The sequence below is a fragment of the Mordavella massiliensis genome, assembly GCF_016901695.1.
Lineage (GTDB): Bacteria > Bacillota > Clostridia > Lachnospirales > Lachnospiraceae > Claveliimonas > Claveliimonas massiliensis_A.
In genome coordinates this window covers 1-15,162 of sequence record NZ_JACJKS010000022.1, presented here as the reverse complement: position 1 = coordinate 15,162, position 15,162 = coordinate 1, and the positions used below count along the sequence as shown (strand labels likewise).

Genomic DNA, 15,162 nt, shown 5'->3' with positions numbered 1-15,162 from the left:
GCCAGAGTGCTTTCACTCTGGTCTTTTTATGCGCGATTGAAGCGCCGCCATTTTCATGCTATAGTATAAAAACAACATTTGAATTTGCAAAGGATCTGATGATATGACAAAAAAAATAGCCGTGATCAACGACCTCTCCGGCTTCGGCCGCTGCTCCCTCACCGCTGCCATCTCCGTGACCGCAGCCATGGGCGTGCAGCCCTGCCCCCTGCCCACCGCCATCCTGAGCGCGCAGACGGGCTACCCCCACTACTACTTTGACAGCTACACCGATAAAATGCCCCTCATCCGCAGCGAGTGGGAGAAGATGGGCGTCCATTTTGACGGCATCACCACCGGCTTCCTGGCGGATGAAAGACAGGTCAGACAGATCCGGATGTTCCTGGACAGCTTCCTCACAGACGGGACCTTCCTCCTGGTGGACCCGGTCCTTGGCGGCGACGGGAAGCCCCACGGCCTCTTCACAGAGGGCCTGCTCCTCAAGATGAAGGAGCTGTGCGCGCAGGCGGATCTCATCACCCCCAACCTGACGGAGCTGTGCCTCCTGACAGGGGCGGGATACGGGGAGATCTGCGCCATCGCAAACCTGCCCCTCAGGCTGGAAGTCATAAGCGAACTTGCCAGGTCCCTGCTTGGCGCGCGGCTGAAAGAAGTCCTCGTCACCGGCATCCGCTTCACAGACGCGGACGGCGCCGCCATGCTCGGCAACCTCATCGTCACAGAGAAGGAGCACTCTCTCCTGTCCTTCCCCTGCGTCGGGGGCAGCTACTCCGGCACGGGGGACCTCTTCGCCGCCTGCATCGCCGCAGGCCGGGCAAGGGGGGACGCGCTGGCGGATTCCGTGCGCCTGGCGGGCGAATTTCTCTGCCAGGCCCTGGCTGACACAATAAAAGAACAGGTACCCCGCAATGACGGCGTCAATTACGAGAAGTACCTGTCCATGCTGGCTCCTGCTAGTGAAAGCCCCTGTAGCGGTTCAGACACGCATATATCTCCTGCTTCCTCGTCATAGCGAGGCCGGACGGGACGCTGGATCCCTTCACCAGGCAGGAGGGCCCTTTTTCTTCCATCTCCCGGCTGATCTTCTCCGCCAGCTCTTCCAGGCTGGCGGATTTCTTCGTCTCCATCTCCCCGATGACATGTTTCAGCACATAGCTGAGGGCAGTGGTCTGCTCGCTGTCCGTGATCTGCTCCACGTACTTGAGTTCCACCGTGTCCTTCCCGATGGAAAAGCTGTCTTTTCCATACTGTTTGACCTTGATCTGGCCGTGCTTTTTGTCGATCTTCCCGAGGCGGGGCCGGCGGGTCATGGCGCCCCATCTGGCGATCTCCTCAGACTCCTTCCGGTGGGCTGTAACGAACTCCATCTCCTCCCTGTTCCGGCTGCAGATGTCCTTCACATGGCCGGTGATATCGTACGCCCGGTACGTATCCATCTGGATGATCTTATCCGCAATATAAAAGTAAGCTCCTGAACTTCCCGCCACCAGGATCACAGAGACCCCCTTCTCTCCATACAGCTTCCCGGCCTGCTCGATGAACGGCGTGATGGGCTCCTGCTCCCGGGCGATGACCGACTGCATGAGGGCGTCCCGCACCATGAAATTGGTGGCGGACGTGTCCTCGTCGATGAGGAGCGCCCCTGCGCCGGCCTCCACCGCCTCCACCACGTTCGCCGCCTGGGAGGTGGACCCGCTGGCGTCCTCCGTGGAGAAATCCACCGTGTCCTTCCCGTTTGGCAGGTGGTTGATAAAGGGTGAGATGTCCACGTGCGACACCGCCCTGCCGTCCTCCGCACGGATCTTCACGGCCGTGTCGTCGGTGATCACATACTCCCTGCCGTCCCCGGCTATGTGGTTGTACACGCCCAGCTCCAGCGCCTTCAGGAGGGTGGACTTCCCGTGGTAGCCGCCGCCCACGATGAGGGTGATGCCGCGCGGGATCCCCATGCCCTTGACAGGCCCTCTGTGGGGCAGGGTAAGCTCCACCTCCATGCTCTCCGGGCTCTCAAATACGACCGCCCCCTTCATGGGCCTGTCCGACACGCCGCTCTGCCGCGGCAGGACGGATCCGTTGGCCACAAAGGCCACCAGGTCCAGCCGCTTCAGCTCCCGGCGGATGAAGGTCTGGTCCTCCGCCAGGTCCGCCACGGCCTGCAGCGCCGCAGGGTCCAGGTTCCTGTAGTACAATGCCTTCTTTACACACTGGGGCACATAGTCAAAGAGGATCTTCTTCAGCTCCGGCGCGTTGATGGTGCGCCCGTTGGCCGGGAACCCCACCTCGAACCTCACCCGGATCCGCCCCTCATCCATCTCCAGGGCCGTCCGCTCCAGCACCTCCTGGCCGCACCGGCTGATGCTCAGAAGGCCGCTCTTCCCGGACCCCTTCGCCTGAAACAGGAAGGCGGATATCTGCCGGCCAAACTCCCGGGTCAGATAGTCCTGAAGCGCGATCCTTTTATCCTTCCTGTCAAAGAGCTGCGGCGGGAAACCCGCCGTCTTCCCTGACACCTCCACGCTCACTTTGGAGGGGGCTGCAAAGGGATCCCCCTGCACATGGTCAATGTGAAGGATGTACCCGGGGAACTGCCAGCTCCCCGCCAGGCTTTTGTACGCCGGATAACTCTTCCTGTGTATGCTCATAAGCTGCTGTTCAAGCTGCACTGCTGTATTCATTCTGCCGTCTGCTCCTTTTACTATCTTTCCTTCTGCTCGCGGAACACAAAGGTCCCGGTCTCCTCATCCATGGCGTCCACGATGGCCAGCGACTCCAACTGGTACCCGAGGTTGCGGATGATGCTCCCGCCGGGCTGGAATCCCTTCTCGATGACGATCCCGATCCCCTCCACTGTGGCTCCCGCCGCCTGCACGATCTGGATCAGGCCCTGCAGGGCGCAGCCGTTGGCCAGGAAATCGTCGATGATCAGCACATGATCGTCCCCGTTCAGGAACTTCTTGGACACGATGACCTGGTTCCTGCAGCGGTGCGTGAAAGACTCCACCTCAGCCACATACATCTCCCCTTCCAGGTTGATGCTCTGCGTCTTCTTGGCAAACACCACCGGCACCTGGAAATGCTGGGCCGCCACGCAGGCAATGCCGATGCCGGAGGCCTCAATGGTGAGGATCTTGTTGATGGGCTTCCCGGCGAACCGCTTCTTAAATTCCGCCCCGATCTCATCGAACAGCCTGATATCCATCTGATGGTTCAGGAAGCTGTCCACCTTCAGCACATTGCCCTCTTTGATGATCCCGTCTTTTACGATGCGTTCCTCTAAAAAATTCATATCTGCTCCTCTTTCGCTGTTTTTTTGAATACATCTATTATAGGAGAAAACCGTGTGGTTGACAATGGCCGATTTCCCATTCTATACTTTATTACAGCGCGGCCGGCGCGCCGCTTCCGACTACACAAAAGAAGGAGACATACCTATGAGAAAGATCAAAGCTGTTCTGTTCGACCTGGACGGGACCCTGCTCCCCATGGATCAGGATCTGTTCGTAAAGACATATTTTAAAAAACTGGCCCTTAAGATGGCCCCCCTCGGCTACGAGCCGGAGAAACTCATCCAGGCCGTGTGGGGCGGCACATCCGCCATGGTACAAAACGACGGCTCCGCCTCCAACGAGGACGTGTTCTGGAACTTCTTCGGCGGCGTCTTCGGCGAGAGGGCGCTGGAGGACATTCCTGTGTTCCGCTCCTTCTACGAGGTGGAATTCCAGGAGGCCCGGACCGTGTGCGGCTTCAATCCGCAGGCCGCCAGGAGCGTTCGCCTCTGCCGGGAGCTGGGACTTCGCACGATCCTGGCCACCAACCCCCTCTTTCCCGCTGTCGCCACCGAGAGCCGCATGGCGTGGGCCGGCGTATCGCCCGCCGACTTTGAGTACTACACCACCTACGAGAACTCTGTCCACTGCAAGCCAAACCCGGACTACTACCGGGACATCCTGGCTCACTGCTCCCTCACCCCTCAGGAGTGCCTGATGGTGGGCAACGACGTGGACGAGGACATGGGCACCCTGGATCTGGGCATGCAGGTCTTCCTCCTCACGGACTGCCTGATCAACAGGCGGGAGGCTGACGTCTCCCTCTACCCGAACGGAGGATTCCCGGAGCTGCAGGAGCATATCCGCAGACTTGTCTAAAGATATAAAATGTTCACAATTAATTAACTGAAAAAGCGTGGCATTTCCCGTTAAAAGTGCTATAATTGTTCTCAAATCGTTGTTTTTCACACACAGGAATGGAGGAAAGATTTTATGGACAATGAACTTGCACTTCTGACACTCGCCGGCTCTGTCATCGCGCTTCTTTTCGTGGCAAGCCGGGCAAAGAAAGTCCTCGGCTTTCCCGAGGGCAATGAACAGATGAAAAAGATCTCCGCATCCATCCACAGCGGGGCAATGGCTTATTTAAGACGCCAGTATAAGATCCTGGCCGGATTTTTTGCGGTCATGTTCGTCATCCTCTTCATCATGGCGGCGCTGGGGCTCCTGACATGGTTCGTCCCCTTCGCCTTCGTGACGGGAGGATTTTTTTCGGGCCTGTCCGGGTTCGTGGGCATGCAGATCGCCACAAGAGCCAACGCCCGCACGGCCGCAGCCTGCCAGAGCAGCCTGAACCGGGGCCTTAACGTGGCCTTCTCGGCCGGCTCCGTCATGGGCTTCACCGTTGTGGGGCTGGGGCTTCTGGACATCTCCATCTGGTATCTCCTGCTCAGGCTTGTCTTTAAGCTGCCTCTGGAGGATATCACAAGCACCATGCTGACCTTCGGCATGGGCGCCTCCTCCATGGCCCTCTTCGCCCGCGTGGGCGGCGGCATCTACACGAAGGCCGCGGATGTGGGCGCTGACCTGGTGGGGAAAGTGGAGGCCGGCATCCCGGAGGACGACCCCCGCAACCCGGCCGTCATCGCAGACAACGTGGGCGACAATGTGGGCGACGTGGCCGGCATGGGCGCGGACCTGTACGAGTCCTATGTGGGCTCCATCCTCTCCGCCTGCTCCCTCGGCGTCATCGCCTTCAATAAGATCGAGTCCGTGGACCGGGTCAATGCGGTCGTGATCCCCATGCTTCTGGCCGCGGTGGGCGTCCTGGCCTCCATCCTCGGCTCCCTCCTTGTGAGGACCGGCGAGAACACGGACCAGAGCACCCTTCTCAAGGCCCTGCGCCGGGGCACCAACACGAGCGCCCTCCTGATCGCGGTCATCTCCTTCCCCCTCGTATGGTTCGTCCTGGGGAAGGACTTCATCGGATTTTACTTCGCCATCCTGGGCGGCCTGCTGGCCGGCGTGCTGATCGGTTTCTTCACGGAGTACTTTACATCCGACACCTATAAACCCACGCAGGATCTGGCGGACAAATCCGAGACCGGATCCGCCACCATCATCATCGGCGGCCTGAGTCTCGGCATGCTCTCCACCGCCGTTCCCATCGTCATCATCGCCGTCTGCGTCCTGGCCGCCTACGCCCTCTCCGGCGGGTTCATTGAGGCCACCAGAGGACTGTACGGCATCGCCCTGGCGGCGGTCGGCATGCTGTCCACCCTGGGCATCACCCTGGCCACAGACGCCTACGGGCCCATCGCAGACAACGCCGGCGGCATCGCGGAGATGGCCGGCCTTGAGGAGGATGTGCGGAGGCGCACAGACGCCCTGGACTCTCTTGGCAATACGACGGCAGCCACCGGCAAGGGCTTTGCCATCGGCAGCGCCGCCCTCACCGCCCTGGCCCTCATCGCCTCCTACGTGGAGAAAGTGCAGGAGGTGGGCGGCAGCGAGGTGGCCCTCGACATGAGCGTCATGAATCCCACGGTCCTCATCGGCATCTTCATCGGCTCCTGCCTGCCCTTCGTGTTCGCGGCCCTTACCATGTCCTCTGTCGGAAGGGCGGCCCAGAGCATTGTCGTGGAAGTGCGGCGGCAGTTCCGGGAGATCACAGGTCTCATGGAGGGAACAAATGAGGCGGACTATGAGAAATGCGTGGACATCTGCACAAAGGCCAGCCTCCACGAGATGATCCTGCCCACCCTGCTGGCCATCATCACCCCCGTCGTCACAGGCCTTGTCCTGGGCTACAACGGCGTCATCGGCCTGCTCACCGGCTCCACCGCCACCGGCTTCCTCATGGCGATCTTCATGGCAAACGCAGGCGGCGCCTGGGACAACGCCAAGAAATACATCGAGAGCGGGCAGCACGGCGGCAAGGGGAGCGAGCAGCACAAGGCGGCCGTTGTGGGGGACACCGTGGGCGATCCCTTCAAGGACACCTCCGGCCCCTCCATCAACATCCTCATCAAGCTGCTCTCCATGGTATCCATCGTGTTCGCGGCGCTGGTCGTAAACTATCATATCTTTTAGATGTTTTGTGACAGAAAAAGTCCGGGACGGCATGTGCGCCTCCCGGACTTCTCTTTATTATCTCTGATCCTGTCTCTGATCTGCCAGCAGCTTGTTCACCATGGACGCAATGATCTCGCCCACGGTAAGGCATACGTAATTGACTCCCGCCCTGTCCATGGCCTCCTTCTGCTTCTCCGTCACCGTAGTGTAGGGGTATACGCCGAACAGGAACGGGAAGAAGGCGTAGAGGAATCCCTGGACGCCGTCTGCGTCCATCTGGGGGAAATACTTCTCCAGACAGCAGGCGAACGTCCGCAGCGTATTTCCATAGGCGACCTTGAACGCCACCAGGTTTTCCATCCGGCTGTTGGCCTCCATGTCGTAATGGTTCATCGCCAGAAGCTTCAGAAGCTGCGCCCTCTTCTCCAGCGTGGCAGCAAGGGCGGACGCAAATTCTCCCGCGCTCATGCTGTCATGCTCTTCCATCATCTGCTCCAGGTCCCGGTTCCAGGCCTCGTACTCCCTCTGGAAAAGGGCGAGGAAGATCTCCTCCTTCGTCTGAAAGTAATTGTAGATCGAGGTGCGGGTAAACGACGTTCTCGCTCCGATCTCACGCAGCGTGATGTCCCTGAAGCTCATCGTCTCATAGAGGGCGGCGCAGGCGCTGATGATCTCATCCTTTCTTGCATTTGTCAGTTCTTCTGATCCCTTCGGCATACATGCTCCTTCTTTCCGCTTTTGTCACATACAGTATACCTGTATGCCAGGATGGCGTCAATGGCGATCAGAGGACGCTTCTTAGCCAGGCTGTGATGTCGCCGCCGTTCAGCACCCGGCCGGGCTGCCAGTCAGCCGCAGGGCAGTGCTCCTTCAGGCTCTCCTGCGCCCTGCCGATCCCGCTTCCGCCCGACGTGGCAAAGGGGATCATCTTCCTGCCTGCAAAGTCGTAGGACTCCAGGAAGGTATCCACGATCCGCGGCTCCACATACCACCACACGGGGAACCCGACAAAGACCGTGTCGTACTGCCCCATGTTCTCCACCGCCCCCTCGATCTGCGGACGGCAGGCCGGATCATTCATCTCCAACGTACTGCGGCTCTTCTTGTCCATCCAGTTCAGATCCGCGGATGTGTAGGGCTGGGCCGGCCGGATCTCATACAGGTCCGCCCCCGCCGCCTCAGCGATCTTTTTCGCCGTTTTTTCCGTCACTCCGCTTGCAGAAAAATAGGCCACCAGACATTTACTCATACGTTTCCTCTCCTTTTACGATCCGTCGTATTCTGACATTGTGTCAGTACATGTATGATACTACCATTCTGACATCATGTCAATATTTTTCTGTTTTATTCCTTCCCAAAAAATCATCACTTGTGCTACAATAGCGTTGACGCACAATAACAAAGGAGGCCGACTGCCATGAATTTTATATACCCTGCGGTATTCCGCAAAAAAGAAGACGGACGCTACCATGCCTATTTCCCGGATCTGGAGTGCTGTGAAGCGTCCGGCGACACGCTGGACGACGCCATTGACAATGCCAACGAGGCTGCCCGGACCTGGATCAGCGTGGAGCTTGAGGAGGAGGATCCCAATCTGCCGTTTGTCACCGATCCGGAGGACATCGAGACGCAGGAGGGGGACGAGATCCGCAACATCTCCGTCAATATCCGCTTCTACGAGGGTTGGGACGAATAGAGGACAAAAAAGACATCTCCGCCGTTATCCGGTGCGAGATGTCTTTTTTGTGCAAAGCAGCGGACGCCTTACCCCTGCGCCGCGAAATTGCCGGTGTAAAGCTGGTAATACTTCCCTTTCTTTTCAATCAGTTCGTCGTGGGTCCCCCGCTCAATGATGCGCCCCTGCTCCATGACCATGATGCAGTCGGAGTTTTTGACTGTGGACAGCCGGTGGGCGATGACAAAGGTGGTCCGCCCCTTCATGAGGGCGTCCATGCCGGCCTGTACCAGCTTCTCCGTGCGGGTGTCGATGGAGGACGTCGCCTCGTCCAGGATGAGCGCCGGCGGATCCGCCACCGCGGCCCTGGTGCTTGGGGAGCTGGCCGGACATTTCCCCCTCCTGCGCCCGGACATCCATCTCGTCCCCTCCCCCTCCCTCCTGACCCTGGTGGAGAACGATCAGCTCCACGCCTGTCTCGCCTTTAAGGGCGAACAGAAAAAAAGCTCCCTCGTCTTCCGGGAGCTGTGCGCTGCGCCGCTTGCCTGCTACTGCGCGCCGGACCACCCTCTGGCCGGCAGAGACACCCTTGTAAAGCGGGACCTGGCCGGCAGCTTCATCGCCTGCTCGCCCCGCCAGATCCCGGACTCCATCTTCGCCATCCAGAACGGGATCCTGGCCAGTCTGCCCCCGGGGCAGCGGTACTTTGCCAGCAGCATCGAGAGCGCCCTCACCCTTGTGAAGGCCGGCCTGGGCTACACCCTGTTCCCGGCTCTCCCACTGGCCAGGACGGACGGCCTGCGCTGCATTCCCGTCACCGGCCTGCCCGCCGTCCCCTACGGCGTCTACTGCCAGCGCAGGAACGACCACCCGGTCCTGCGGCAGTTCCTGACCCTGCTGGCCGAACGGTTCCGGGAAAAATAAAAAAACGGAATCGAACCCTTTTTCTAAAAAATTCTTGCCAAAAGACAGCCTGTATGATATTATATTAGACGGTCACCTGAGATTTTCGGCTTCCAGGGGACCTGAAAAATCATGAACGGCTCCGTGGTCAAGAGGTTAAGACATCGCCCTTTCACGGCGGTAACACGGGTTCGATTCCCGTCGGAGTCACTGGACTGCCGATCTTTGAACGGCAGACTTAGTCCTTAAAGGGACTGCTAATTTGGACCTTTAGCTCAGTTGGTTAGAGCAACCGGCTCATAACCGGTCGGTCCTGGGTTCGAGTCCCCGAAGGTCCACTGAGCGCGTGTCGCGCTCAAATATAAAGTTTTCATATCTGGCCCAGTGGCTCAGTTGGTTAGAGCGCCGCCCTGTCACGGCGGAGGTCGAGAGTTCGAGTCTCTTCTGGGTCGTTCGTTCAGGCACCTGTGGTTGTTTCGTTTGGGATCTTAGCTCAGCTGGGAGAGCATCTGCCTTACAAGCAGAGGGTCATAGGTTCGAGCCCTATAGGTCCCATTTATCTCGTATAAGAGATATGCCGCAGTGGCGGAACTGGCAGACGCACAGGACTTAAAATCCTGCGGGACTAACCTCCCGTACCGGTTCGATTCCGGTCTGCGGCATTGAAGAAAAGTAAGAGAAACGTTGGTTGTACGACGTTTCTCTTATTTTTTTAAAAACATCCGGCATTCCATCCCATCCGTTTCCGTTGACTTTCCCGCCGTATCCCATTATAACTAAGGTAAGCATTTTTTCCGGAGAGGTACATCACATGATCCACAAGAAAACAGCACAGCAGATCGTGGACACTGTCAAGGATGTCTGCGGCTTCGATATCAATTTTATAGACAGCAGGGGGCTGGTTCTCGCCAGCACAGACCCGGCCCGCATCGGCACGGTCCATGAGGGAGGCAGGCAGGTGATCGCCAGGGGCGGGACCCTGGAAGTGCCTAAGGACGGTCTGTTCCCCGGCACAAAGAAGGGCGTGAACATCCCCGTCTTCCGCGACGGGATCCTCACTGCCGTCATCGGAATCAGCGGGGAGCCTGAGCAGGTGCGGGCCTACGCGCACCTGGCGGAGCGGATCACCCTCCTCCTGCTCCGGGAGCAGGAGCTGGGCGCAGCAGCCCGCACACTGGCCCGGAGGCGGAACTATCTGCTGAATCTCCTGCTCGACGGCGAGCCGCTGACCTCGGACGCATCGGCAGAGATCCGGAAGGAATTGAAAAGCCTTCACGTAGACGCCTCCACATCCAAACGGATCCTGCTTCTGAAGCTCTGGCGGCAGGGCAGCCAGAGTCTGTCTGAGCTGGAGGGTCTTCTCTCCCACCTGCTGGAATCCCTGCCCGGCTGCCTGTACGGCTACCAGTACCCCGCCACGTTCCGAATCCTGATCAACGCGGAGGATCTGGAACTGTACCGGGAAAAGCTGGGACAGTTTGAAAGCGCACATCCCGGTTCTTTCGGGACGGCCGCCGGCAGCGCCGCCTCCCTGGAAGACCTTCCAGCATCGCTCTCCACCGCGCGCATCGCCCTGGAGACACTGGAGCGCCGGGCAGGTCATGACGCGTTCTGCCTGTTTGACGACCTGACGCTGGAGATCCTGCTGGCAGCCGTTCCGGCCCGGACACAGAGCGCATTCTGCCAGCGCATCCTCTCCCCGCTCGACGCGGACGACCTCGCCCTGCTCCGCGTCTATTTTGAGAAAGACCAGTCTCTTTCCAACACGTGCCAGGCGCTTTTTCTTCACAAAAACACGGTGCAGTATAAGCTCAACCGGATCTACCGCCTCTGCGGCCTGAATCCGAGGCGCTTTCAGGACGCCGTCGTCCTCTGCCTTGCCCTGAAACTCCAGGATTGTTACATGTAACATATTTTCTTAATTATTTGTTATAAATTCTGTTTATATAACAAAGAAGGCATGTTAAACTACAATTAGAAAATATTCGGACAGGAGGAATACAGATGAAAGTTGTTGCTGCAATCGACTCATTTAAAGGAAGCCTCTCTTCCATGGAAGCAGGCCATGCTGCAAAGGAAGGGGTCCTGCTGGCAAGACCGGAGGCGGACATGATCGTAAAGCCTCTCGCGGACGGCGGAGAGGGCACGACGGATGCCCTGATCGAGGGAATGAACGGGCAGAAGGTGGAGATGACAGCCACCGGGCCGCTTGGAAAGCCGGTGGACTGCTACTACGGGTATCTGCCGGACAGCCGGACAGCCATCATTGAGATGGCCGCTGCCGCAGGCATCACACTTGTCACAGAGGCGGAGAAGGATCCCCTTGCCGCCACCACATACGGCGTGGGCGAGATGATCCTGAACGCCATGGAGAAGGGGTGTCGCAATTTCATCATCGGCATCGGCGGCAGCGCCACCAACGACGGAGGCATCGGCATGCTCAGGGCCCTCGGCTTCACCTTCGCAGATCAGAGCGGGGCCGATCCCGGCGAGGGCGCCCAGGCGCTGGCAAAGATCGCTTCCGTAAAAACGGATGGAAAACATCCGCTTCTCACAGACTGTCATTTCCGTATCGCCTGCGATGTGAACAACCCCTTATGCGGCGAGAACGGCGCCACCTACATCTACGGTCCCCAGAAGGGCGTCACGGAGGACATGAAGCAGGCCCTGGACGAGGGGATGGCCAACTATGCCGCTGCTGTGTCCCGTGATCTTGGATGCGACTACAGGGAGTATCCGGGAGCCGGCGCGGCCGGCGGGCTTGGCTTTGCCTTCCTCTCCTTCCTGGGCGCGGAGCTCTCCCCGGGCATTGACCTCATCCTGGACGCTGTCGGACTGGAGGCGGAGCTGAAGGATGCGGATATCGTCATCACCGGCGAGGGGCGTCTGGACCACCAGACTGCCATGGGAAAAGCGCCTGTTGGCGTGGCGAAGCTGGCCAAAAAATACGGCGCAAAAGTCATCGCCATCGCGGGCAGCGTGACACGGGAGGCAACCGCCTGCAACGACGCCGGCATCGATGCTTTCTTCCCCGTAGTGCGGGGCGTGACCACGCTGGAGGAAGCGATGAAGCCAGAGGTGGCAAAAGAAAATATCAGACAGACGATCAATCAGGTCTTCCGGCTTTTATAAGCCGGGGGACCTGATTTCCTATTAGAGAACCGGCTCTATGACTGCCCGGAAATACCGGTCCAGCTCCTCCGGCGTCTGCTTCATCCGCCCTCTGATCCACCACAGCACCATTTCCACAAAGCTTCCGGAAATGTGGTTGACCAGAAAATCCTCCGGGATATCCGCGTTCTTTTCCCTGTCCCGGCCGACAAACTGTCTTTTTATCAGCTCGTTTAGGCTGTCTTTGAAATACCGCAGAAAAAGCTCGCTGCTCTCGCAGGAAAGCAGTTCAAGGATATTGTTTTCATCTTCCTGCAGATGCTGCAGTAAGTGGCAGAACACAGATTCCGGTGCATTTTTGTCAGAATACAGTCCATGGGTGTGGGTGCAGTCTGTCGCGCTGCTGATAATGTGATCGAAAAGCACCTCGCATAAGGCTTTCAGCAGGTCGTCTTTTGTCTCAAAATGCGCATAGAATGTGGTCCTGCCGATATTCGCAGTATCGATGATCTCCTGCACCGTGATCCTGCTGTAGCTTTTTTCCGCCAGAAGCGAACTGAACGCTGCAAAAACAGCCGCCCTTGTTTTCTGCTGTCTCCTGTCCATGACAACTCCTTTCCGTACAATTTCCAAAAAATGTTCCATACGAAACACAGCGGCCATATTATCCGTTGTTTTTCTCCGGAATCCTTCCTACAATAAATAAAGAACAAATTGTTTGTTATCAAATCAATTGTACGGCAACGTCAAACAGGTGTCAACGACGATCCGGTTTGAAATGCCATATACGCGGAGGGACCATTATGATAAAAAGACTTAGCGATTTTCTCGCCGGACTGCCAATGACGGTCGCGGCCGGTATATTCCTGCTGCTGGATCTGATCCCGCACCTGATGGAAGAATTTGGCGGCACGCCGGCACACTTTTCCTTTCTGCCCTTTGACCCGGCCTGGGTCACTGTCGTGATCAGCGGCATCCCCCTCTTATATCTGGCGGTATGGCGCATGATCCACAATCCCGGCATCAGCAAGATATCCTCTGCCCTTTTGATCTGCATCGCCATGTTCGCGGCGATCGCGATCGGGGATCTGTTCGCGGCAGGGGAAGTCGCCTTTATCATGGCCATCGGCGCACTTTTGGAAGAAGCCACCACAAACCGGGCAAAAAAAGGACTGAAAAAGCTGATCAGCCTTGCCCCGGCGAAAGCGCGCAGGCTGAGAGACGGGATTGAGGAAACAGTACCGGCTAAGGACATCCGGCAGGGAGATATCCTGCGCATCCTGCCCGGTGAAGCCATCCCGGTTGACGGGAGGATCCTGAGCGGCGAAACCTCAGTTGACCAGTCGGTTATGACAGGGGAATCCCTGCCCGTCGACAAAGGAGTTGGGGAAGAAGTCTTCTGCGGTACGATCAACCGCTTTGGATCTATCGATATTTCGGCTACAAAGGTGGGCGAAGACAGTTCCCTGCAAAAGCTGATCCGCATGGTGCAGGACGCAGAAAACCGGCAGGCCCCCATGCAGAGGATTGCGGACAAAGCGGCCAGCTGGCTGGTCCCCGTCGCCCTGCTGATCGCCATTTTTTCCTATGTATTCACCGGGAACATCGTGACCGCCGTGACCGTGCTCGTTGTGTTCTGTCCCTGCGCCCTTGTACTGGCGACACCCACCGCGGTCATGGCGGCGATCGGCCAGGCGACGAAACATGGCGTGATCATCAAATCCGGTGAAGCCCTCGAAAAAATGGGAAAAGTGGACACCATCGCCTTTGACAAGACCGGCACTTTGACCTATGGCCGCCTGGACGTCAGCGACGTGATCTCTTTCGATCATTCCGTCAGCGAGAGCGAACTGCTCTCTCTCGCCGCTTCCGCAGAAGCCAGGAGCGAGCATCCACTGGGAAAAGCGATCGTAGCCTGTGCGAAAGTAAAAGGAATCTCCTTATCTGAAACGTCTTCTTTCAAGATGACCGCAGGCAGAGGTGTTTTCGCAGTGGCAGGCAGCCGCAGCCTGCTCTGCGGCAATGAAAATTTCCTCTCGGAAAATGGAGTTCCCATCGATAACAGCGTCCGTTCCACACTGGAACAGCTCCGCGCACAGGGGAAGGCCTCTGTTCTCATCGCCGAAGACCGGAAATGCATCGGCGTCATCGCGCTTTCTGATGTGCTGCGCCCGGAAGCGAAAAACATGGTCTCCCGGCTTTCGGATATGCGCACCCGCACTGTACTGCTCACCGGCGACCACCGGAAAGCTGCAGACTATTTTGCGCAGCGGGCCGGGATCAGAGAAGTGCGCGCAGAGCTTCTGCCGGAAGAAAAAGTGCAGAGCATTGAGAGACTGCAGGCAGAAAACCACAAAGTATGCATGATCGGCGACGGCGTCAATGACGCCCCGGCGCTGAAGACGGCTGATGTGAGCGTGGCCATGGGGAGCATGGGAAGCGATATCGCCATAGACGCCGCGGAAATCGCCCTGATGAGCGATGACATTTCAAGGATCCCCTATCTGAAGCGGCTGTCCAACGCGACGGTTCAGACGATCAAAGCCAGCATCACCCTGTCCATGTGCATCAACTTTGCAGCCATCGCGCTGTCCCTCATGGAAGTACTGACGCCCACCACCGGGGCGCTGGTGCACAATGCGGGCTCCTGTCTCGTCGTGCTGATCGCCGCGCTGCTATATGACCGGAAATTCGAGTGACTTCCGCACAGGACATCTCATTTTATGGTTAGAGCAAAAAGCCCGTAAATGTAACATTCACGGGCTTTTCAGCTCCCCCTGTTGGACTCGAACCAACGACAACTCGGTTAACAGCCGAGTGCTCTACCGACTGAGCTAAGGAGGAATATTTAATTGAGGTACATGTACCTTCAAAACCACATACAAGAAATCTTGTCTATCTTCCATCTTTTCCCGAACCGTGCGCTGCACCCGCTTTAGGAAGTTCGGACCGCTCTGCGTTCCGAACAAGCTTCACGCTAAGCTCAGCCTGCGCTCCGCTTGTCTTCCCTAAGCGTTCAGCTTTTGGTTATGCCCTCGACCGATTAGTAACAGTCAGCTCCATGTGTTACCACACTTCCACCTCTGCCCTATCTACCTCGTCGTCTTCAAGGGGTCTTACTACTTTCGTAGG

Annotated in this window: 13 protein-coding genes, 6 tRNA genes, 1 rRNA gene and 1 pseudogene; 13 read left to right on the top strand and 8 right to left on the bottom strand. The window is 58.0% G+C overall.

Annotated features, from left to right (window positions below):
- Nucleotides 1-103 precede the first annotated feature (103 nt).
- The gene (locus H6A20_RS11650) at nucleotides 104-1,012 is read left to right on the top strand and encodes a bifunctional hydroxymethylpyrimidine kinase/phosphomethylpyrimidine kinase (RefSeq protein WP_204907290.1); all 909 of its coding nucleotides are present in this window, start codon (nucleotides 104-106) and stop codon (nucleotides 1,010-1,012) included.
- Here the strand turns inward: H6A20_RS11650 and H6A20_RS11645 are convergent.
- Together H6A20_RS11645 and H6A20_RS11640 are read right to left on the bottom strand one after the other, a co-directional pair.
- A complete protein-coding gene (locus H6A20_RS11645) occupies nucleotides 954-2,675 on the bottom strand; it encodes an ABC-ATPase domain-containing protein (protein WP_204907289.1) in 1,722 nt (573 codons plus the stop codon). The two genes, H6A20_RS11650 and H6A20_RS11645, sit on opposite strands and share 59 nt — an antisense overlap.
- A gap of 20 nt (nucleotides 2,676-2,695) precedes the next feature.
- On the bottom strand, nucleotides 2,696-3,286 hold the full coding sequence (locus H6A20_RS11640) for a xanthine phosphoribosyltransferase (protein ID WP_204907288.1): 591 nt from the start codon (nucleotides 3,284-3,286) through the stop codon (nucleotides 2,696-2,698).
- A 145-nt stretch (nucleotides 3,287-3,431) separates the two neighbouring features.
- On the opposite strand from H6A20_RS11640, the gene H6A20_RS11635 reads away from it, so the two are divergent.
- The gene (locus H6A20_RS11635) at nucleotides 3,432-4,145 is read left to right on the top strand and encodes an HAD family hydrolase (RefSeq protein WP_204907287.1); all 714 of its coding nucleotides are present in this window, start codon (nucleotides 3,432-3,434) and stop codon (nucleotides 4,143-4,145) included.
- 114 nt (nucleotides 4,146-4,259) lie between these two features.
- On the top strand, nucleotides 4,260-6,359 hold the full coding sequence (locus H6A20_RS11630; protein ID WP_204907286.1) for a sodium-translocating pyrophosphatase: 2,100 nt from the start codon (nucleotides 4,260-4,262) through the stop codon (nucleotides 6,357-6,359).
- A gap of 57 nt (nucleotides 6,360-6,416) precedes the next feature.
- Here H6A20_RS11630 and H6A20_RS11625 read toward each other — a convergent pair whose 3' ends face one another.
- Together H6A20_RS11625 and H6A20_RS11620 are read right to left on the bottom strand one after the other, a co-directional pair.
- Nucleotides 6,417-7,058 (bottom strand): TetR/AcrR family transcriptional regulator, encoded by a 642-nt coding sequence (locus H6A20_RS11625; RefSeq protein WP_204907285.1) that lies wholly within the window; start codon nucleotides 7,056-7,058, stop codon nucleotides 6,417-6,419.
- A 67-nt stretch (nucleotides 7,059-7,125) separates the two neighbouring features.
- The gene (locus H6A20_RS11620; RefSeq protein ID WP_204907284.1) at nucleotides 7,126-7,590 is read right to left on the bottom strand and encodes a flavodoxin; all 465 of its coding nucleotides are present in this window, start codon (nucleotides 7,588-7,590) and stop codon (nucleotides 7,126-7,128) included.
- Between the two features lie 168 nt (nucleotides 7,591-7,758).
- On the opposite strand from H6A20_RS11620, the gene H6A20_RS11615 reads away from it, so the two are divergent.
- Nucleotides 7,759-8,037 carry a type II toxin-antitoxin system HicB family antitoxin gene (locus H6A20_RS11615; protein ID WP_204907283.1) on the top strand — a complete coding sequence of 93 codons (279 nt, stop codon included), beginning with the start codon at nucleotides 7,759-7,761 and terminating at the stop codon, nucleotides 8,035-8,037.
- Between the two features lie 68 nt (nucleotides 8,038-8,105).
- On the opposite strand, the pseudogene H6A20_RS11610 reads toward H6A20_RS11615, so the two are convergent.
- A pseudogene (locus H6A20_RS11610) lies at nucleotides 8,106-8,384 on the bottom strand (ABC transporter ATP-binding protein); the annotation flags it as partial.
- Between H6A20_RS11610 and H6A20_RS11605 the strand changes: the two are divergent.
- The 8 genes from H6A20_RS11605 to H6A20_RS11570 all read left to right on the top strand — a co-directional run bounded on the left by H6A20_RS11605 (nucleotide 8,281) and on the right by H6A20_RS11570 (nucleotide 12,051).
- Nucleotides 8,281-8,940, top strand: a complete 660-nt coding sequence (locus tag H6A20_RS11605) for a substrate-binding domain-containing protein (protein ID WP_338106701.1) — start codon at nucleotides 8,281-8,283, stop codon at nucleotides 8,938-8,940. The pseudogene H6A20_RS11610 and the gene H6A20_RS11605 overlap by 104 nt on opposite strands.
- A gap of 117 nt (nucleotides 8,941-9,057) precedes the next feature.
- A tRNA-Glu gene (locus H6A20_RS11600) sits at nucleotides 9,058-9,129 on the top strand.
- A 54-nt stretch (nucleotides 9,130-9,183) separates the two neighbouring features.
- Nucleotides 9,184-9,257: transfer RNA gene (locus H6A20_RS11595), tRNA-Ile, on the top strand.
- 40 nt (nucleotides 9,258-9,297) lie between these two features.
- Nucleotides 9,298-9,371: transfer RNA gene (locus tag H6A20_RS11590), tRNA-Asp, on the top strand.
- 30 nt (nucleotides 9,372-9,401) lie between these two features.
- A tRNA-Val gene (locus H6A20_RS11585) sits at nucleotides 9,402-9,474 on the top strand.
- A 21-nt stretch (nucleotides 9,475-9,495) separates the two neighbouring features.
- Nucleotides 9,496-9,581: transfer RNA gene (locus H6A20_RS11580), tRNA-Leu, on the top strand.
- Nucleotides 9,582-9,730: 149 nt separating this feature from the next.
- Nucleotides 9,731-10,828 (top strand): CdaR family transcriptional regulator, encoded by a 1,098-nt coding sequence (locus tag H6A20_RS11575; protein WP_204907280.1) that lies wholly within the window; start codon nucleotides 9,731-9,733, stop codon nucleotides 10,826-10,828.
- Between the two features lie 95 nt (nucleotides 10,829-10,923).
- Nucleotides 10,924-12,051, top strand: coding sequence for a glycerate kinase family protein (locus H6A20_RS11570; protein WP_204907279.1), 1,128 nt, complete (start codon nucleotides 10,924-10,926; stop codon nucleotides 12,049-12,051).
- Nucleotides 12,052-12,072: 21 nt separating this feature from the next.
- Here the strand turns inward: H6A20_RS11570 and H6A20_RS11565 are convergent, their stop codons facing one another.
- On the bottom strand, nucleotides 12,073-12,675 hold the full coding sequence (locus H6A20_RS11565) for a TetR/AcrR family transcriptional regulator (RefSeq protein WP_338106700.1): 603 nt from the start codon (nucleotides 12,673-12,675) through the stop codon (nucleotides 12,073-12,075).
- Between the two features lie 158 nt (nucleotides 12,676-12,833).
- Here H6A20_RS11565 and H6A20_RS11560 point away from each other — a divergent pair, with 158 nt between their 5' ends.
- Nucleotides 12,834-14,729, top strand: a complete 1,896-nt coding sequence (locus H6A20_RS11560; protein WP_204907278.1) for a heavy metal translocating P-type ATPase — start codon at nucleotides 12,834-12,836, stop codon at nucleotides 14,727-14,729.
- Between the two features lie 72 nt (nucleotides 14,730-14,801).
- Here the strand turns inward: H6A20_RS11560 and H6A20_RS11555 are convergent.
- Nucleotides 14,802-14,874, bottom strand: a tRNA-Asn gene (locus H6A20_RS11555).
- A gap of 179 nt (nucleotides 14,875-15,053) precedes the next feature.
- Nucleotides 15,054-15,162: ribosomal RNA gene (locus H6A20_RS11550) — 23S ribosomal RNA — on the bottom strand; the annotation flags it as partial.